The following is a 17,456-nucleotide window of genomic DNA, read 5'->3' on the forward strand; positions in this document are numbered from 1 at the left end:
AAATAGCATCATTATAATAAATAGTTTTACAAAATTTATTCAGGCAATGAATAATTAACCACGCCGTATCTTGTTCCTGCGCAAAGTATTCCCCTCTCTTTTGCATTAGGCTAATCTCAATTAACTTTTTTATTTATTATTTTCGTTGAAACATACTTATGCTTGCGATCTCCCGGTACGTGAAAAAACCCTATATTCCATTCTGTTTAGGGTGCATTGTCGTCATTGGAATATTACAAATTTTATTTTTAAAACTGGTCGAATGGGTTCCCTCTTTCTCACCGCTTTTATTCCCTACACTCACCATTTTTTTACTGGTATTCCATCTGTTTATTGCCTGCTTTATGGCCATGAAATACTGGTGTGACAGAAGACGGTTGTACCTGATTGCTATTGCTTTTGCCTTTGCCGGTTCAGCCATGCTGATGGTGGGTACGCTTACCAGTTTCCCGGCCTGGCTTGATCTCTACCAGCTCAACGTCGTGGACTATAACGATACGATGATCTTCTTTATGTACCGCCATCTGTTAATGGCGGTACTGATGATTGCGTCGGCCCTGCTGTATATCGTCAGGGATAATCCGCTTTCACGTGCGGCGCATATCGCCATTGTTGCCGGTACATTTCTGTTTATGGTGGGCATGGTGCTATTGGCCTGGCTTAGCTCCAGCCACTCATCATTAATGTCGTTAGACCTGGTGGATAATGAAACCCATCAATTTATGGTTCTCTGGAGCCATGCAATAAATATCGTCTTGATTATTCTTTGGGTGGTGACATTAGCAACGCTAATGGTTATTACCCGCGTACGCAATATTTTTTGGGTGGGCGGTAATTTTTTATGTGTCTGTTATATCGTGACGCTCGCGATGCTATTAGCAGGCGGACACGCGGAGGATATTTCCTGGTATCGAGCGCGCTTATTTGAAACTGTTGCGACGTTATTGATTATTTTTGTTCTGCTTTATGATGTCTTTAGACTCTATCGCGACTCGCATTTGAAATATCAACAGTCGTATCAAAACTCGATTCGCGATCCTCTGACCCGCCTCTACAATCGCAGCTATTTTTACGACTCGCTAAACCAGGCACTCGGTGCCTGTAAAGCCAGCCGTCCGGTTTCGGTTATCGTCAGCGATCTCGACCGCTTCAAGCGCATCAACGACTGCTACGGCCATCTGCAGGGCGACAAAGTGTTGCAGTTTGTGGCGCATCTGCTGATGGATTCCGTACGGCCTCAGGATATTGCCGCACGTATTGGCGGTGAGGAATTTGTGTTGATGTTAACCAACACCCCTTCAGCAGCCGCGTACCAGGTGGCGGAACGCATCCGCCTGAAGCTGAGCAGCTTTGATAAGACCAGCAGCGGGGGACAGCTTCCGGAGCCCATTACCATCAGCATGGGCGTCTTTACGGCAACGTCCGTGGAGACGACGGCTGAAGAGTGTGTGGAAAAGGCTGATAAAGCGATGTATGAGGCGAAAGAGACGGGTCGCAACCGGGTGATCGTCTCCAGATGATAAAAGGCCTTGCGAATGCAAGGCCTGATAAGGTCAGGCGTCGCGTGCCTGCAGGTCGTGAATGTTCTGCTCAAGGCGTCCAATCAGACTGATGAGCATTTCAAGCTCCGCAGGGGAAACCCCGGACAGGATCTCACCGCGCGTTTTGGTAATCACTGCTTCCATTTCAGTGATAATGGGAGCCGCTTTCTCAGTGAGTTTAATTCGCTTGGCGCGACGGTCGCTGGCACAGGTTTGTCGGGAGATCAGCCCCTTCTCTTCCAGTTGGTCAAGCGTACGCACCAGCGACGGCTGCTCAATACCAATCGCCTTTGCCAGTTGAATTTGTGACTGGTCGGGCGGCAGCTGATGAATGTTGTGCAGCGTGACCCAATGCGTCTGTGTCAATTCCAGAGGTTTCAGGCGATGGTCAATCAGAGCACGCCAGACGCGTACCAACCTTGCCAGATCAGAACCTAATGGCGATTCCAATTTCATCTCCTTATAATTAGCTTGCTAAGTTATTATACTGATTTTAGAATAGTGTGCAGCATTTGTATTGCCAAAACAAATGCATTACGACATTCATCAAATTTAAAAGTATGACTTACACTGAAAAGTGATGTTCCATCTCATTAAGACAAGCCATCCCGGCATTCTGTTCACTGCAAAGGATCTCTGCTCGTGACGTTTTTTCATCGCTCAGAGGGGCTGCCCCTTCAGGACCTGATCTTCGGTGCATCAGTCTACTTTCCTCCCCTGTTTAAAGCCGTTCTGGTGGGCTTTGTGATCTGGCTTGTCGCGCATCGTCTGCTCCGCGACTGGATGTATTCTGGCGAGATCTGGCACCCCATGCTGATGGATCTCTCCCTGTTCGCTCTCTCCGTGTCTCTTGGCCTTGCTGTGCTGATTGTGTGGTGATTATGCCCCTGAAAACGCTGAAGTACTTTTCCACCCTCTTTGTCCTGGCTCTGGCCCTGGTTGCCGGCTGGTGGCTGTGGAATTTTTATATGCAGTCACCCTGGACACGCGACGGTAAAATTCGCGCTGAGCAGGTGAGTATCACCCCGCAGGTATCTGGCAGTATCACGGCGCTTCTGGTTAAGGATAACCAGTTTGTTAAAAAGGGAGATGTTTTATTCCGCATTGACGATACCCCGTACCATATTGCGATCCTTAACGCCCAGGCGCAGCTGGCTAAGGCCCAGACAGAGCTGGCGAAAGCAAACAACGAAGCCACGCGTCGTCGGCATTTATCACAAAACTATATCTCTGCCGAAGACCTGGATACCGCCAACATCAACGTCAAGGCGATGCAGGCCAACGTCAATGTGGCAGAGGCAACGCTCAAACAGGCGCAATGGGAACTGACGCAAACCGTGGTACAGGCCCCTGTCGATGGCTGGGTGACGAACCTCTCTGCCCGCGTGGGTAATTATGCCACCACCGGCCAACCGATTTTCGCGCTGGTCGACAGCCACTCGTTTTACGTCGTGGGCTATTTTGAAGAGACCAAACTTCGCCATATTCGGGAAGGTGCCCCTGCCACAATAACGCTTTATAGCGGCTCGCAAAGGTTACAGGGTCACGTTTCCAGCATTGGCCGTGCCATTTACGATCAGAGCGTTGAAACCGATTCTGGCCTGGTTCCCGACATCAAACCTAATGTCCCCTGGGTGCGCCTGGCCCAGCGCGTGCCGGTTCGGGTTGAATTTGACCGCTTACCGCAGGGGTTAACGCTGGTCTCCGGCACAACCTGTACTGTCTCGATCGGAACACCCTGATGAATGCCTTCTCCTGGCGAAATCTGCCGTGGATGAAAGCAACGCGCCCTCAGTGGCGCTACGCCCTGCGCAATGGCATTGCCATGTGCCTTGCGCTGACCGTCGCCTACTATCTGAACCTTGACGAGCCTTACTGGGCCATGACCTCCGCGGCGGTCGTGAGCTTCCCGACCGTTGGCGGAGTGATCAGTAAAAGCCTTGGGCGCATCGCGGGCAGCCTGCTCGGTGCCACTGCGGCGCTGATCATTGCAGGCCATACCCTGAACGATCCGTGGCTTTTTTTACTGAGCATGGCGGCATGGCTGGGATGCTGTACCTGGGCCTGCGCCCACTTTACTAATAACGTCGCCTACGCCTTCCAGCTGGCGGGCTATACCGCCGCGATTATTGCCTTTCCGGTAGTTAACGTTCTTGATACCACCGAGTTATGGGATATCGCCCAGGCGCGCGTCTGTGAAGTTATTGTCGGTATTCTGAGCGGCGGGTTTATGATGATGATCCTGCCCAGCACCTCCGACGGCACCGCGCTTATCACGGCGCTGAAGACCATGCATACCCGCTTGCTGGAACATGCGAGCCTGCTCTGGCAGCCGGATACAAACGATGAGATTCGCCTGGCGCATGAAAAGGTGATTGGTCAGATCCTGACCATGAATCTGTTACGCATTCAGGCCTTCTGGAGCCACTATCGTTTTCGCCGCCAGAATACCCTGCTGAACTACCTGCTTCACCAGCAGCTACGGATGACCAGTGCGATCTCCAGCCTGCGCCGGATGTTACTCAACTGGTCAACGCCACCGGAAAACACCCGCGCCATCATTGAAACGCTGCTCGCAGCCCTTGCCCGCCCGGATGCCGACATCTACACGGTGGCCCGCATTATCGCCCCGCTTGCGCCGAAAGATGAGTACGATTATCGCCACCGCGCCTTCTGGCAGCGTCTGAACTACTTTTGCCGCCTGTATCTGCGCAGCAGTCGCTGGATCAAGGCCGTTGAAAATGCCACGCCGATAACGGAATTCGCCGTTCCCAGTAGCCCGGCGCTGGCGCGGCACACTGACTATCTGGAAGCGCTGTGGAGCGGTTTTCGAACCTTTTGCGCCCTGACGCTGGTGGGGGCATGGAGCATCACCACGCAGTGGGAATCTGGCTCCGCCGCGCTCACGCTGGCCGCCATCAGTTGCGTGCTCTACTCCGTCGCCGCCTCGCCGTTCAACTCGCTTACGCTGCTGCTGCGCACGCTGGTGTTGTTATCGCTGTTCAGCTTTGTGGTCAAGTTCGGCCTGATGGTGCAGATAAGCGACCTGTGGCAGTTCCTGCTGTTTCTGTTTCCGCTATTAACCACGATGCAGCTTCTGAAGCTGCAAATGCCCAAACTTGCGGGGCTCTGGGGTCAGTTGATTGTCTTTATGGGCTCGTTTATCTCAGTCACAAACCCGCCGGTTTATGATTACGCCGATTTTCTCAATGATAATCTGGCAAAAATCCTGGGCGTGGGTCTGGCGTGGCTGGCTTTTGCCGTATTACGCCCCGGCTCAGACGCGCGTAAAAGCCGACGCCATATCCGCGAGCTTCGTCGGGGGTTTGTCGATCAGCTCAGCCGTAAACCGCATCTGCGTGAAAGTGAGTATGAATCGCTGGTGTACCACCATGTCAGCCAGCTCAATAACAGCCAGGACTCGCTTTCCCGCCGCTGGCTGCTGCGTTGGGGAGTGGTCTTGCTGAACTGTTCCCATGTGGTCTGGCAACTTCGCGCATGGGAGACGCGGTCCGATCCGCTGTCGCAGGTGCGCGACGTGTGCATCTCTCTGCTACGCGATGTGATGAGTGAACGCGGCGTTCAGCAACGCCCGCTGGAAGCGACGCTGACTGAACTGCAGCGGATCTGCGACAGTCTTGCTCACCACCATCAGCCCGCCGCGCGTGATTTAGCGTCGATAATCTGGCGGCTGCACTGTTCCCTGTCGCAGCTGGAACAAGCGCCACCGCCGGGGACGATTGGGGATCAGATCACCCCGCAGGCATAGCGTGCCCCACCACCGCCAAGCGGTTTCGGCTGATCGGACATATTGTCGCCGCCGACGTGGATCATTAGCGCCTTGCCTTTGACCTCATCCAGCTTTTTGAGGCGTGGCGCAACAACCGGATCCGTGGCTTTGCCGTCATTATTTACCACGAGCACGGGCAGATCGCCCAGATGGCCCATTCCGTTTGGGCCCTCATGCTTACCGGAATGTTGTGGGTCAAGGTGGCCGCCTGCCGCCTCTGCTGCCGAGGGTTTACCCTCTTTTAACGCGGGCTGACAACTCCCCTTAGCATGAACATGAAAACCATGTTCGCCGGGAGGCAGGGCCTTGAGATCGGGCGCAAATTCCAGTCCTTTGTCGGTTTCAGTGATTTTCACTGTGCCGATGGACTGACCTACGCCCTGCGAGGTGACGAGATTCATTTCTACTTCATCGCTGGCTGCCTGCGCCCCTGCGCAAACAACCAGCGTGACCAGTGCCAGAGCAAAACGCTTCATATGACCTCCGCTGGTTATTTTTTGCCTCTTAAGTGTATACCAGAGGCAAAGATTTCACCGGAAAGTCACATTTTTACCGGTTTACGGAACGTCGTAACCGAGCGCAGCTTTGCGGATGCGGAACCACTGCTGACGGCTCATCTGCAGCTCTTCAGCCGCCAGGGCAGAACGGACGCGTTCAATTTTACCGGAACCAATAATCGGTAGCGGTTTCGACGGCAGACGCAGGATCCACGCGTAAACCACCTGTTCGATGTTCTCAGCGTTCAGTTCACGGGCAATGGTTTCCAGCTCATTGCGCAGCGGCTGGAATTCATCGTCATTGAACAGACGACCGCCACCGAGGCAGGACCACGCCATAGGACGGATGCGCAGCTGTTGCAGCTGATCGAGCGTACCATCCAGCAACAATGGCTGATGCACCGGGGAGATTTCCACCTGGTTGGTGGCCAGGGTAAAGGGCAGACGAGACTGCAGCAGCGCAAACTGCGCCGGGGTAAAGTTTGAGACGCCAAAATGACGCACTTTGCCGCTTTGATGCAGCGCCAGGAAGGCTTCGGCGACCTCATCGGCATCCATTAACGGGTCAGGACGGTGGATCAGCAGCAGGTCGATATGATCCGTTGCCAGGTTCACCAGCGACTGCTCGGCGCTTTTGATGATATGTGCGCTATCGGTAATGTAATGACCAAGGGTATGTTCAGGTTTTGCCGTCGTGGCAATACCGCATTTGGTGACAATTTCCATCCGCTCACGCAGCGCCGGAACCAGCTTGAGGGCTTCTCCGAACGCCGCTTCACACGCATAGCCGCCATAAATGTCAGCATGATCGACGGTGGTGATCCCTAAATCGAGGTGCTCCTCAATGAAGCTCGCCAGTTGCAGGGGGGACATATTCCAGTCCATCAGGCGCCAGTAACCCATCACAAAGCGCGAGAATTCTGGCCCCTGGGGGGCAAGGGTAATACGCTGAACCATAACATTTTCCTCAAGGAAGTGATGTCATGAGTATACGCAATAAGCGTGTTAAAACAGTGAAGGTTGCTGGGGTTCTTCGGTTTCACCGGGCTTGTTTGCACGTATTTTGCGCAGAAACCGCTGGCGGCAGAGGCGAAGCACCTCCTGCTTTTGCGTGTCGCTGAAATTTTGCCAGTTAAACCGCTCGTCGCGGGTACGCATACACCCACGGCAATAACCGCGCTCATCCACCTGACAAATCCCCCGGCACGGGCTCTGGATGGGGAAAAACTCCAGCTGCTCTGCCACGTTCACCTCCGAATACCGACACTCACCTACAGTGAAGACGTTAAACGCCCCACGTGCAAGGGCTTTACCACAGTTTTGTGGCATTAAGGTTTCACTAATCTTCCCTCTCTATACTCGCCTCATCAATATGATGACAGGTTTCTTTTCGATGTGGTTAACGAAGAAGTTACAGTGTAACGATATAAAATTCACTCTGGGTTGTGCGCTTTTCTTTACGCTGATAAACGCACTGTTTATTCAACGTAGCTGGGCTATTACTGCCCCGGCAAGGCTTCACGATATCCTTTTTGCCGCGTCCGTGCCGCTGGTGCTGTTCTGCGGCTGGGTGATTGTCTTCAGCCTGCTCAATATCCCCTTTATCCGTAAGCCGCTGCTGATCGTCTTAACCGTCGGCTGTGCCGCGGCAACGTACTTTATGTATACCTATGGCGCGGTTATCGATCAGAACATGATTGTTAACGTGTTCGAAACCAACTCCCAGGAAGCCACAGCGCTGGTCACGCCGCAGATGATTCTGTGGATTGTCATAGCAGGACTGGTTCCTTCCGTGGTGTTGGCGATGACGCGTATTCAGACCGGAAAATGGTGGTATGCGCTGCTGATGCGCGTTGCCGCCATGCTTGGCGCCCTGCTGGTGATCATCCTCGTCGCCGCCGTGTTTTATAAAGATTATGCGTCGCTGTTTCGCAACAATAAGAGCATCGTCAAGATGGTCACCCCTGCTAACTACGTCAGCGCCATGATGAAATACAGCAAAATGCGCTGGTTCGAAGGTGACCAAACGCTGGTGCGTATAGGTGAAGATGCGCATAAAGGCACGCTGATTGCAGGACAGAACAAGAAAACAGTTCTGGTGCTGGTTGTCGGTGAGGCCTCACGTGCCGCGAACTACTCGCTGAATGGTTACGGCCGTGAAACGAACCCGGAACTGAAAAAACAGGATGTCATCAACTTCCCGCAGGCCACGTCATGCGGTACCGAAACGGCCGTTTCCGTTCCCTGCATGTTCTCCGGGATGACGCGCAGCAAATACGATGCCGACCTGGCGCATCACCAGGAAGGGTTGCTCGATGTGCTCAAACACGCGGGAATCAACCTGCTGTGGCGCGACAATGACGGCGGCTGTAAAGGTGCCTGCGACCGCGTACCCCATACTGATATGACCCAGTGGAACCTGGATCAGTTCTGCAAAGACAAGTCCTGTATTGATGATGTGAACTTCTACCGTCTCGACAACGTGCTGGACGGCCTGAAACAGGACACCGTACTGGTTATCCACCTGATGGGCAGCCACGGCCCGGCTTACTATCACCGTTACCCGGATAATTTCCGCAAATTCACCCCAACCTGCGACACCAATGAGATTCAGGATTGCGATCACCAGGCGCTGATGAATACCTATGACAACACCATTCTGTATACCGACAGCGTGGTCAGCAAAACCATCAATGCGCTGAAGGCACGTCAGGCGAATATGAACACCGCGCTGATTTACCTTTCCGACCACGGCGAATCGCTGGGCGAAAGCGGAATTTATCTGCACGGCACGCCGTACATGCTGGCGCCAGAGCAACAAACGCACATTCCGTTTATGTTCTGGTTATCACCGGACTACGCGAAAAACTTTGGTATCAACGCGCAGTGCCTGCGCGACTACGCAGCAAAAAATGCGGTTTCGCAGGATAATCTGTTCTCTACCGTACTGGGTATGATGGATGTGAAATCAACGGTTTATCAGCAGCAACTGGATATTCTGAACGCATGTCGTCAGTAAACGCCCTTGCAATAGACCGAACGGTCTATTAGAGTTTGGCCATGAGCAGAAATACTGAACACGATACACGCGAACATTTACTGGCGACCGGCGAGCGGCTTTGCATGCATCGCGGGTTTACCGGTATGGGGTTAAGCGAGTTACTTAAAACCGCTGAAGTGCCAAAGGGATCGTTTTATCACTACTTCCGTTCCAAAGAGGCGTTTGGCGTGGCGATGCTGGAGCGGCACTATGCCAGCTACCATCAACGCCTGGCCACCCATTTCGCCAGTGGTGAAGGAAACTATCGGGATCGTGTTCTCAACTACTATCAGGAAACGCTGAACCAGTTCTGTCAGCAGGGCATTATCAGTGGTTGCCTGACGGTAAAACTCTCTGCAGAAGTGTGCGATCTCTCCGAAGATATGCGCGCGGCAATGGATAAAGGTGCCAGCGGCGTGATCGCCCTGCTGGCGCAGGCGCTTGAGAACGGCCGCCGTGAAAAAACGCTGGCCTTCGCCGGTGAGGCGTTAACCCAGGCGCAGGTTTTATATTCGCTCTGGTTAGGGGCGAATCTGCAGGCCAAAATTTCCCGCAGTGCCGTGCCGCTGGAAAGCGCACTGGCACATGTTAATAGCAGCATTACTGCGCCTGGCGTGTAGCAGGCGTTTTTATTTACTTAATTACTAGTCGACTGGTCTACTCAGGAGTCGTTATGTCAGCTGAAAAACTTTTCACCCCACTGAAAGTGGGTGCCGTCACCGCACCAAACCGCGTGTTTATGGCCCCACTCACCCGTCTGCGCAGCATTGAGCCGGGTGATATCCCAACCCCACTGATGGGTGAATACTATCGTCAGCGCGCCAGCTCTGGCCTCATCATCACTGAAGCCACGCAGATTTCCGCACAGGCGAAGGGATATGCCGGCGCACCAGGCCTGCACAGCACGGAGCAGATTGCCGCCTGGAAGAAAATCACCGCTGGCGTTCACGCCGAAGAGGGTCGCATTGCGGTTCAGCTATGGCACACCGGTCGTATCTCTCACAGCAGCATTCAGCCTGGCGGTCAGGCGCCGGTTTCCGCGTCAGCCCTGAATGCGAATACCCGCACTTCCCTGCGCGATGAAAACGGTAACGCGATCCGCGTCGATACCTCAACGCCACGCGCCCTTGAGCTGGACGAGATCCCGGGTATCGTGAACGATTTCCGTCAGGCCGTAGCTAACGCCCGCGAAGCCGGTTTTGATCTGGTTGAACTGCATTCCGCGCACGGTTACCTCCTGCACCAGTTCCTTTCACCGTCGTCCAACCACCGCACCGACCAGTACGGTGGCAGCGTCGAAAACCGCGCCCGTCTGGTGCTGGAAGTGGTTGATGCCGTTTGTCAGGAGTGGAGCCCGGACCGTATTGGTATTCGCGTCTCCCCAATCGGTACGTTCCAGAACGTCGACAACGGTCCGAACGAAGAAGCGGACGCGCTGTATCTGATTGAAGAACTGGCGAAACGCGGTATCGCGTATCTGCACATGTCCGAGCCGGACTGGGCCGGTGGTCAGCCTTACTCTGAGGCTTTCCGCCAGAAAGTGCGCGAGCGTTTCCACGGGGTGATCATCGGTGCGGGGGCCTATACGCCTGAGAAAGCCGAAGATCTGATTAATAAAGGGTTGATCGACGCCGTGGCCTTTGGTCGTGATTACATTGCCAACCCGGACCTGGTTGCCCGTCTGCAGCAGAAAGCAGCGCTGAACCCACAGCGCCCGGAAAGCTTCTACGGCGGCGGCGCGGAAGGCTATACCGACTACCCTACGCTGTAATCTCTCCGTTGTGCATTGATAGCGGCGGCCTTTCGCCGCTATACTAAAACATCGTTTCTGTTCAAAAAGATACTCTACTCCATTGGTTAATGAGGAAATTATGCGCCTACTTCACACCATGCTGCGCGTTGGCGATCTGCAACGTTCCATCGATTTCTACACTAACGTACTGGGTATGAAGCTGCTGCGCACCAGCGAAAACCCGGAATACAAATACTCGCTGGCATTCGTGGGTTACGGCCCGGAAACGGATGAAGCGGTTATCGAGCTGACCTATAACTGGGGCGTCGACAGCTATGAGCTGGGCACGGCGTATGGCCACATCGCGCTGGAAGTGGACAACGCGGCAGAAGCCTGTGAACGCATTCGCAGCAACGGTGGCAACGTCACGCGTGAAGCGGGCCCGGTAAAAGGCGGCACCACCGTGATTGCGTTTGTTGAAGATCCAGACGGTTATAAAATCGAGCTGATTGAAGCCAAAGACGCCGGTCGCGGTCTGGGCAACTGATCCCTCAGGGCGCACTATGCGCCCGTTGTTTTACTGCATCCCACGCCAAAATTTGCCATAATGCGCTCTGCTTTTTTCCCCTTGTAAGAGACCCTGATGTCCGATAACGCTCAACTTACCGGTCTGTGCGACCGTTTTCGTGGTTTTTATCCTGTTGTCATTGATGTCGAAACAGCCGGATTTAACGCTAAAACCGATGCGCTGCTTGAAATTGCCGCCATCACGCTGAAGATGGATGAAGAGGGCTGGCTTACACCGGACACCACGATGCATTTCCACGTTGAGCCCTTTGAAGGCGCAAACCTGCAGCCAGAGGCGCTGGCGTTTAATGGCATCGATCCGCATAACCCGCTGCGCGGTGCGGTGAGCGAATATGACGCGCTGCACGCCATTTTCAAAATGGTGCGTAAAGGCATGAAAGAGAGCAACTGCAGCCGCGCCATTATGGTGGCGCATAACGCCACGTTCGATCACAGCTTTACGATGGCCGCAGCCGAGCGAGCCTCTCTTAAGCGTAACCCCTTCCACCCGTTTGTGACCTTTGACACCGCCGCACTGAGTGGCCTGGCGCTGGGACAAACGGTCTTGTCAAAAGCCTGTATTACGGCCGGGATTGAGTTTGACGGCACGCAGGCGCACTCCGCGCTGTATGATACGGAGCGCACCGCAGAGCTGTTCTGTGAAATAGTCAACCGCTGGAAGCGTCTGGGCGGCTGGCCGCTGGCGATGGGCGACAGCGAAGAATAAAAAAAAGCGACCTCTTAAGGTCGCTTTTTATTTGCGCAGAAAATTACTCTGCGTCCGGCTCTTCGGTTTTGTACTTCGCCGCCGTCTCTTTGATCAGCTGCTGCAGTTCGCCGCGCTGATACATTTCAATCAGGATATCGCAACCGCCAACCAGTTCACCGTCGACCCACAGCTGCGGGAACGTCGGCCAGTTCGCGTACTTTGGCAGCTCAGCGCGGATGTCCGGGTTCTGCAGGATATCAACGTAAGCAAAACGTTCACCACAGGCAGACAGCGCCTGAACCGCTTGCGCGGAGAAGCCACAGCTCGGCAGCTTCGGAGAACCTTTCATATACAGCAGAATTGGGTTTTCAGCGATCTGGCGCTGGATTTTTTCAATAGTGGTGCTCATGTCTTGCTTCCTTTAACTTCTGTTACGGCATTAGTCTGACATTGTAGCGGTTCAGACTGGCATCGGAAAATAACATTTTTGTCACGTATAGCTATTTTATCGCGAGTGGCGAAAAGTTGCATTGTAAATGGTGCTTAACCCTGCGGCAGGCAGGGTTTTGCTTAGGGCGTGAACAATTGTGCGACAAATCGATGAATTTTTTTGCACTTGCTAACGAAACAGGTTTTTAGATTGAAAAATGCTATTAACTTCTCGGGTTTTTATGGATTAGAATCGACGGGCTTTGTAAATCACACGCGGGTATTATTGATGACCTGCATTTATCAGGGGACTGCCCAGTGGCGCGGATAAATAAAATCTCGATCACGCTCTGTGCTTTACTGTTTACATCACTCTCTTTCACGCCAGCGGCAAACGCCTCTCAACAGGCGCGGCACTCTGCTGTGCAAAAAACGCATCTGGCAAAAACCACAGAACGTAAAAAAAAGACTACCAGTAAGAACGAAAAGAAAAAAACAACCGCTCAAACGAAAAAGACCGCCTCCAGCAAATCGAAATTAACATCTTCCCGCACTGCCCTCGCATCGAAACGTAAAGCCTCAAAAACTGCTGCCAACCTCGTAACGGAAAAATGCACCACGCGCAAAGGGCATAAAGCCAAATGCACGAAAGTGACAAAAATTGCCGACGCGCATAAGGTTCGGGTACAGAAAGCGCAAAAAACGGCGATGAATAAGCTGATGGGGCAAATTGGCAAACCGTATCGCTGGGGTGGTACCTCTCCCCGCACCGGTTTTGACTGCAGCGGGCTGGTGTATTACGCCTATAAAGATCTGGTGAAATTCCGCATTCCGCGTACCGCCAATGAAATGTACCACCTGCGCGACGCCGCCCCCGTTAACCGTGGCGAGCTGCAAAATGGCGATCTGGTCTTCTTCCGCACCCAGGGTCGCGGTACGGCTGATCACGTCGGCGTGTATGTGGGTAACGGGAAGTTTATTCAGTCCCCACGAAGCGGCCAGGACATTCAGATCACCTCGCTTAGCGAAGACTACTGGGTGCGTCACTACGTCGGCGCACGCCGCGTCATGACGCCGAAAACCATCCGCTAAACCCTGCTCTGCCGTCACTACGGCAGGGTAAGTTCCTCTTTTGCATACCCTTTCAATTTGCTATCCTGTCCTTGTTGTCTGTGTGGTTATTGGCAACGCAAAATACAATAAGGAGAGAAGCAATGTCGTTCGAATTACCTGCACTACCGTATGCAAAAGACGCCCTGGCACCGCACATTTCTGCGGAAACCCTGGAATATCATTACGGCAAACATCACCAGACCTATGTCACCAACCTGAACAACCTGATCAAGGGCACCGATTTTGAAGGCAAAACGCTGGAAGAGATCGTCCGCAGTTCAGACGGTGGCGTATTCAACAACGCTGCTCAGGTGTGGAACCACACCTTCTACTGGCACTGCCTGGCACCAAATGCTGGCGGCGAGCCGACCGGCGAACTGGCTGCTGCGATTAACGCCGCCTTTGGCAGCTTTGCGGAGTTCAAAGCGAAATTTACCGATGCCGCAATCAAAAACTTCGGTTCTGGCTGGACATGGCTGGTAAAAGAGGCCGATGGCAAACTGGCTATCGTCTCCACGTCTAACGCGGGTACACCACTGACCACCAGCGCGACTCCGCTGATGACCGTGGATGTCTGGGAACACGCGTACTACATTGATTACCGTAACGCGCGTCCTAACTACCTGGAGCACTTCTGGGCACTGGTTAACTGGGACTTTGTGGCGAAGAACTTCGCCGCGTAAGAGAGACGCAGAAGGGTTTCCCCTTCTGCGTTTTTTTATTCGGCAGCACAGGCCGCTTCAGGCTGTTTACGACCCGACATCATCACTAACAGCAGGCCAAGCGCGGCAATAATGGCCCCCATCACCGGCACAAAGCTGTATCCCAGACCACCCGAAATCACAGCACCGCCCGCTGCGGCACCGAGCGCATTGCCCAGATTGAACGCGCCAATATTCACCGACGATGAAAGACCCGGCGCCTCATGCGCGACGCGCATTACGCGCATCTGCAGCGGCGGAACCACGGCAAAGGTGGCCGCAGGAACGCCGCCAATGTTGGCGATGGTCAGGCCCATAAACATGGTTGCCACGGCACTCGCCTGCTTGTGTTTGGGCACCACGCTTGCCGCCACCACCGACCCCAGCCCAAAGAAAGCGCCGTGGTTAAGGCTTGTCAGAATGCGTGACAGCATCAGCGTGGTGTAATCAGGCGAAATGGCGGAGAGCACGTTGCCAAGCGTAAAGATAGCCATCAGGAAAATCAGCGCATTGCGGCGCGCTCGGTGGGAAAGCAATAGCGTCATCAGCGGTGCCCCTACCATCACACCAATGGCATAGGCGCTGATTAACATCCCGGCTGCAGGGATAGAGACGTCCACACCGCGGGCGATAACCGGTAAGAGTCCCATAGGGGAAAATTCAGTGGTGCCAATCCCAAAAGCGCCAATCGCCAGGGCCAGCAGGGGAAAATTGATTTTCATGCGTCAACTCCGGATGCCGTGTCATGTGGTGACACAGAACAAAGAAGCCGAAAGCATGACATCAATCACAAAAAATGAGAAGTTAACAAATTGGCAAAAGATTTTTGCCGGAGATGTAACAATCAGGACGAGCGGGAGAGAGCGAACGCCCCCTCCGCGTAAATCAGTGCAGTGCAGCCGTCAGACCTGCAGCAACAATCAGCGCCAGCACAATAACGGTGGTGAACAGCGAAAACTTCAGATCGGAACTCATCAATTTTTCTCCTTTTAATCCCCCCACGAAAAGTGAGCTTGCTCATTTTTACACAATTTACGTCAAAAATCTTCCAGGATTTAAACGGATAACCACTTTAGCTCTTCCCCTTTTCATCAAGATAGGACAAAATTCCACGCTAAATTTATTAGCGTACCGGCCATTGACCCCCTCCTGACGTCCCGTGTCGTTTTCCTGGCGTGCCGCAATTCAAGATTGCGTGATAAGGGTGAGAGAAGGCAAACGTTTACCTTCAAGGTTTTCAGGAGCTTAGGATATGGTCTGGAGTGACATTTAATGGCAACAATTAAAGACGTAGCAAAACGCGCAAACGTTTCCACTACAACCGTATCACATGTAATTAACAAAACCCGCTTCGTGGCGGAAGAGACGCGCAACGCCGTCTGGGCGGCAATCAAAGAGCTGCACTACTCGCCGAGTGCCGTTGCGCGTAGCCTTAAAGTTAATCACACCAAATCCATTGGTTTGCTGGCGACCAGCAGTGAAGCGGCCTATTTTGCCGAAATCATCGAAGCGGTTGAGAAAAACTGCTTCCAGAAAGGCTATACCCTTATCCTCGGCAACGCGTGGAACAATATTGAAAAACAGCGCGCCTATCTGTCGATGATGGCGCAAAAGCGTGTGGATGGCCTGCTGGTGATGTGTTCCGAATACCCGGAATCTGTCCTGTCCATGCTGGAAGAGTATCGTCATATCCCAATGGTGGTGATGGACTGGGGCGAAGCGCGCGCCGACTTTACCGACTCCGTCATCGATAACGCCTTCGAAGGCGGTTATATGGCGGGCCGCTATCTGATTGAACGCGGTCACCGTGAAATTGGCGTGATCCCGGGGCCGCTCGAGCGCAACACCGGTGCTGGCCGTCTGGCCGGGTTTATGAAGGCGATGGAAGAAGCGCTGATCACCGTGCCGGAAAACTGGATCGTGCAGGGCGACTTTGAGCCGGAGTCTGGCTACCGCGCCATGCAGCAGATCGTTTCTCAGCCGCATCGTCCAACGGCGGTGTTCTGCGGCGGGGACATCATGGCGATGGGGGCCCTGTGTGCAGCCGATGAGCTGGGCCTGCGCGTGCCGCAGGATATTTCCGTGATCGGCTATGACAACGTGCGCAACGCGCGCTTCTTCACGCCTGCGCTGACCACCATCCACCAGCCGAAGGACTCCCTCGGTGAAACGGCCTTCAATATGCTGATGGACAGGATCGTCAACAAACGTGAAGAGTCGCAGTCCATTGAAGTTCACCCGCGCCTTATCGAGCGCCGTTCCGTTGCGGATGGTCCATTCCGCGACTACCGTCGTTAATCTCGTGTGGAGCCAGCTAAGCTGGCTCCCGTAGCCATTCCCGGTTAAGCGTTTCGCTGTCTCCCAGATAATCCAGTAGCCATGCCATGGCGGGCGACACATCATTTTGTTGCCATGTCAGGCAGCAGGCCGCATCCGGGAACGGATTCTCCAGCGTCAGCTCGACCCATTCACCGGTATCGATTCTCGGCTTAGCGAAATGGACGGGAACCATCGCGACGCACAGCCCGGCGCTGAGGCAGGTCGCGGAGGATTCCCAGTCCGGCGCTACCACCCGCCGCTGGTTATCAAGAAGCCAGGTAATACGTTTTGGCAACGAGCGCGAGGTATCCTCCAGCACCAGCGACGGCCAGTTGCGCAGCGTGTCGTCACTCAGCGGTCCCTTCAGGGCAGCCAGCGGATGATCGTGTGCCACGACGCATTTCCAGCTCAACATGCCCATATCGCGAAACGCATAGCGCCCCCCGACGGGGATCGCCTGGGTTGCGCCAATCGCCATCTCTGCCCTGCCGTCCGCCAGCGCGTCCCAGACCCCGTTGAATACCTCCTGCGAGACGCGAAGTTCAACGTCTGAAAAATGGCGATAGAAATCCACGATCATCTGCCGGGTACGCTCCGGCTTAACGATATTGTCCACGGCGATGGAAAGATGTCCGCGCCAGCCGTTGGCGATCTGCTGGCACTGTTCGCGGGTGATCTGCATTTTTTTGATAACAGAACGCCCTTCTTTCAAAAACCACGCGCCAGCAGGTGTTAATTCCACATCGCGATGCCGCCGTTCGAACAGCGGAACCGCCAGCCACTCTTCAAGCTGCCGCACCGTGTAGCTGATAGCCGAAGGGACGCGGTGCAACTCCTGTGCCGCACCGCTAAAGCTGCCGTTACGCGCGACAGCATCCACCACTTCAAGAGAATAATCTGACCACATTTTCTGCCTGCAAAAAATTTGAATGCAACCGCCAAATATTAGCGTTTCACAACCCGCTTTGCACTCCCTACACTCTGCGCCAGTGTCTACCTGCCTCCTCAAGGAGAATAA

20 protein-coding genes are annotated in these 17,456 nt (G+C 53.9%); 12 read left to right on the forward strand and 8 right to left on the reverse strand.

The window, feature by feature from the left end; genetic code table 11:
- Positions 1 to 158 precede the first annotated feature (158 nt).
- Complete coding sequence (locus M8370_RS01450) at positions 159 to 1,520, forward strand: sensor domain-containing diguanylate cyclase (protein WP_040023036.1); 1,362 nt, start codon at positions 159 to 161, stop codon at positions 1,518 to 1,520.
- A gap of 33 nt (positions 1,521 to 1,553) precedes the next feature.
- Here M8370_RS01450 and slyA read toward each other — a convergent pair whose 3' ends face one another.
- Entirely contained in the window at positions 1,554 to 1,997 is a 444-nt protein-coding gene (gene slyA / locus M8370_RS01455) for a transcriptional regulator SlyA (protein WP_020688303.1), read from the reverse strand.
- Positions 1,998 to 2,183: 186 nt separating this feature from the next.
- On the opposite strand from slyA, the gene M8370_RS01460 reads away from it, so the two are divergent.
- Genes M8370_RS01460 through M8370_RS01470 form a run of 3 tightly spaced genes read left to right on the forward strand, consistent with a single transcriptional unit; the run spans position 2,184 to position 5,310 of the window.
- Positions 2,184 to 2,420 carry a DUF1656 domain-containing protein gene (locus M8370_RS01460; RefSeq protein ID WP_013096914.1) on the forward strand — a complete coding sequence of 79 codons (237 nt, stop codon included), beginning with the start codon at positions 2,184 to 2,186 and terminating at the stop codon, positions 2,418 to 2,420.
- A 2-nt stretch (positions 2,421 to 2,422) separates the two neighbouring features.
- The gene (locus tag M8370_RS01465) at positions 2,423 to 3,283 is read left to right on the forward strand and encodes an efflux RND transporter periplasmic adaptor subunit (RefSeq protein ID WP_013096915.1); all 861 of its coding nucleotides are present in this window, start codon (positions 2,423 to 2,425) and stop codon (positions 3,281 to 3,283) included.
- Positions 3,283 to 5,310, forward strand: coding sequence for an FUSC family protein (locus M8370_RS01470; protein WP_130626028.1), 2,028 nt, complete (start codon positions 3,283 to 3,285; stop codon positions 5,308 to 5,310). The genes M8370_RS01465 and M8370_RS01470 overlap by 1 nt, the downstream gene beginning before the upstream one ends.
- On the opposite strand, the gene sodC is transcribed toward M8370_RS01470, so the two are convergent.
- From sodC to M8370_RS01485, 3 genes are all read right to left on the reverse strand, one after another.
- Complete coding sequence (gene sodC, locus M8370_RS01475) at positions 5,289 to 5,807, reverse strand: superoxide dismutase [Cu-Zn] SodC (protein WP_013096917.1); 519 nt, start codon at positions 5,805 to 5,807, stop codon at positions 5,289 to 5,291. The two genes, M8370_RS01470 and sodC, sit on opposite strands and share 22 nt — an antisense overlap.
- Before the next feature lie 81 nt (positions 5,808 to 5,888).
- Positions 5,889 to 6,785: an aldo/keto reductase gene (locus M8370_RS01480; RefSeq protein WP_013096918.1), complete on the reverse strand. Its 897-nt coding sequence runs from the start codon at positions 6,783 to 6,785 to the stop codon at positions 5,889 to 5,891.
- Positions 6,786 to 6,833: 48 nt separating this feature from the next.
- A complete protein-coding gene (locus tag M8370_RS01485) occupies positions 6,834 to 7,073 on the reverse strand; it encodes a DUF1289 domain-containing protein (RefSeq protein ID WP_013096919.1) in 240 nt (79 codons plus the stop codon).
- A gap of 148 nt (positions 7,074 to 7,221) precedes the next feature.
- On the opposite strand from M8370_RS01485, the gene eptA reads away from it, so the two are divergent.
- From eptA to rnt, 5 genes are all read left to right on the forward strand, one after another.
- Positions 7,222 to 8,847: a phosphoethanolamine transferase EptA gene (gene eptA / locus M8370_RS01490; protein WP_250020395.1), complete on the forward strand. Its 1,626-nt coding sequence runs from the start codon at positions 7,222 to 7,224 to the stop codon at positions 8,845 to 8,847.
- Positions 8,848 to 8,888: 41 nt separating this feature from the next.
- A complete protein-coding gene (locus M8370_RS01495; RefSeq protein WP_028028082.1) occupies positions 8,889 to 9,488 on the forward strand; it encodes a TetR/AcrR family transcriptional regulator in 600 nt (199 codons plus the stop codon).
- 53 nt (positions 9,489 to 9,541) lie between these two features.
- A complete protein-coding gene (locus M8370_RS01500; RefSeq protein ID WP_139936550.1) occupies positions 9,542 to 10,639 on the forward strand; it encodes an alkene reductase in 1,098 nt (365 codons plus the stop codon).
- A 100-nt stretch (positions 10,640 to 10,739) separates the two neighbouring features.
- Complete coding sequence (gene gloA, locus M8370_RS01505) at positions 10,740 to 11,147, forward strand: lactoylglutathione lyase (protein WP_013096923.1); 408 nt, start codon at positions 10,740 to 10,742, stop codon at positions 11,145 to 11,147.
- Positions 11,148 to 11,243: 96 nt separating this feature from the next.
- Entirely contained in the window at positions 11,244 to 11,894 is a 651-nt protein-coding gene (gene rnt, locus M8370_RS01510; protein WP_020688309.1) for a ribonuclease T, read from the forward strand.
- Positions 11,895 to 11,937: 43 nt separating this feature from the next.
- Here rnt and grxD read toward each other — a convergent pair whose 3' ends face one another.
- Entirely contained in the window at positions 11,938 to 12,285 is a 348-nt protein-coding gene (gene grxD / locus M8370_RS01515; protein WP_003832760.1) for a monothiol glutaredoxin 4, read from the reverse strand.
- Positions 12,286 to 12,623: 338 nt separating this feature from the next.
- Here grxD and M8370_RS01520 point away from each other — a divergent pair, with 338 nt between their 5' ends.
- Complete coding sequence (locus M8370_RS01520) at positions 12,624 to 13,397, forward strand: C40 family peptidase (protein ID WP_095427170.1); 774 nt, start codon at positions 12,624 to 12,626, stop codon at positions 13,395 to 13,397.
- A 122-nt stretch (positions 13,398 to 13,519) separates the two neighbouring features.
- Positions 13,520 to 14,101, forward strand: coding sequence for a superoxide dismutase [Fe] (gene sodB, locus M8370_RS01525; protein WP_029882771.1), 582 nt, complete (start codon positions 13,520 to 13,522; stop codon positions 14,099 to 14,101).
- Positions 14,102 to 14,136: 35 nt separating this feature from the next.
- Here the strand turns inward: sodB and M8370_RS01530 are convergent, their stop codons facing one another.
- Together M8370_RS01530 and cydH are read right to left on the reverse strand one after the other, a co-directional pair.
- Entirely contained in the window at positions 14,137 to 14,841 is a 705-nt protein-coding gene (locus M8370_RS01530) for an MFS transporter (protein ID WP_250020396.1), read from the reverse strand.
- A 163-nt stretch (positions 14,842 to 15,004) separates the two neighbouring features.
- Positions 15,005 to 15,094: a cytochrome bd-I oxidase subunit CydH gene (gene cydH / locus M8370_RS01535; RefSeq protein WP_020688313.1), complete on the reverse strand. Its 90-nt coding sequence runs from the start codon at positions 15,092 to 15,094 to the stop codon at positions 15,005 to 15,007.
- Positions 15,095 to 15,391: 297 nt separating this feature from the next.
- Between cydH and purR the strand changes: the two genes are divergently transcribed.
- Positions 15,392 to 16,417 (forward strand): HTH-type transcriptional repressor PurR, encoded by a 1,026-nt coding sequence (gene purR / locus M8370_RS01540; protein WP_013096929.1) that lies wholly within the window; start codon positions 15,392 to 15,394, stop codon positions 16,415 to 16,417.
- Between the two features lie 16 nt (positions 16,418 to 16,433).
- On the opposite strand, the gene punR is transcribed toward purR, so the two are convergent.
- Positions 16,434 to 17,345 (reverse strand): DNA-binding transcriptional activator PunR, encoded by a 912-nt coding sequence (gene punR / locus M8370_RS01545; protein WP_250020397.1) that lies wholly within the window; start codon positions 17,343 to 17,345, stop codon positions 16,434 to 16,436.
- Positions 17,346 to 17,456: the final 111 nt, after the last annotated feature.

Source organism: Enterobacter cloacae complex sp. OE43NF, assembly GCF_023544405.1.
Lineage (GTDB): Bacteria > Pseudomonadota > Gammaproteobacteria > Enterobacterales > Enterobacteriaceae > Enterobacter > Enterobacter cloacae.

What these genes read in the sequence shown, in the direction of transcription:
- punR (WP_250020397.1), bottom strand. Translation starts at nt 17,345, where the DNA reads ATGTGGTCAGATTATTCTCTTGAAGTGGTGGATGCTGTCGCGCGTAAC.
- rnt (WP_020688309.1), top strand. Translation starts at nt 11,244, where the DNA reads ATGTCCGATAACGCTCAACTTACCGGTCTGTGCGACCGTTTTCGTGGT.
- eptA (WP_250020395.1), top strand. Translation starts at nt 7,222, where the DNA reads ATGTGGTTAACGAAGAAGTTACAGTGTAACGATATAAAATTCACTCTG.
- slyA (WP_020688303.1), bottom strand. Translation starts at nt 1,997, where the DNA reads ATGAAATTGGAATCGCCATTAGGTTCTGATCTGGCAAGGTTGGTACGC.
- purR (WP_013096929.1), top strand. Translation starts at nt 15,392, where the DNA reads ATGGCAACAATTAAAGACGTAGCAAAACGCGCAAACGTTTCCACTACA.
- cydH (WP_020688313.1), bottom strand. Translation starts at nt 15,094, where the DNA reads ATGAGTTCCGATCTGAAGTTTTCGCTGTTCACCACCGTTATTGTGCTG.
- M8370_RS01530 (WP_250020396.1), bottom strand. Translation starts at nt 14,841, where the DNA reads ATGAAAATCAATTTTCCCCTGCTGGCCCTGGCGATTGGCGCTTTTGGG.
- grxD (WP_003832760.1), bottom strand. Translation starts at nt 12,285, where the DNA reads ATGAGCACCACTATTGAAAAAATCCAGCGCCAGATCGCTGAAAACCCA.
- sodC (WP_013096917.1), bottom strand. Translation starts at nt 5,807, where the DNA reads ATGAAGCGTTTTGCTCTGGCACTGGTCACGCTGGTTGTTTGCGCAGGG.
- sodB (WP_029882771.1), top strand. Translation starts at nt 13,520, where the DNA reads ATGTCGTTCGAATTACCTGCACTACCGTATGCAAAAGACGCCCTGGCA.
- M8370_RS01500 (WP_139936550.1), top strand. Translation starts at nt 9,542, where the DNA reads ATGTCAGCTGAAAAACTTTTCACCCCACTGAAAGTGGGTGCCGTCACC.
- M8370_RS01450 (WP_040023036.1), top strand. Translation starts at nt 159, where the DNA reads ATGCTTGCGATCTCCCGGTACGTGAAAAAACCCTATATTCCATTCTGT.
- gloA (WP_013096923.1), top strand. Translation starts at nt 10,740, where the DNA reads ATGCGCCTACTTCACACCATGCTGCGCGTTGGCGATCTGCAACGTTCC.
- M8370_RS01495 (WP_028028082.1), top strand. Translation starts at nt 8,889, where the DNA reads ATGAGCAGAAATACTGAACACGATACACGCGAACATTTACTGGCGACC.
- M8370_RS01465 (WP_013096915.1), top strand. Translation starts at nt 2,423, where the DNA reads ATGCCCCTGAAAACGCTGAAGTACTTTTCCACCCTCTTTGTCCTGGCT.
- M8370_RS01470 (WP_130626028.1), top strand. Translation starts at nt 3,283, where the DNA reads ATGAATGCCTTCTCCTGGCGAAATCTGCCGTGGATGAAAGCAACGCGC.
- M8370_RS01480 (WP_013096918.1), bottom strand. Translation starts at nt 6,785, where the DNA reads ATGGTTCAGCGTATTACCCTTGCCCCCCAGGGGCCAGAATTCTCGCGC.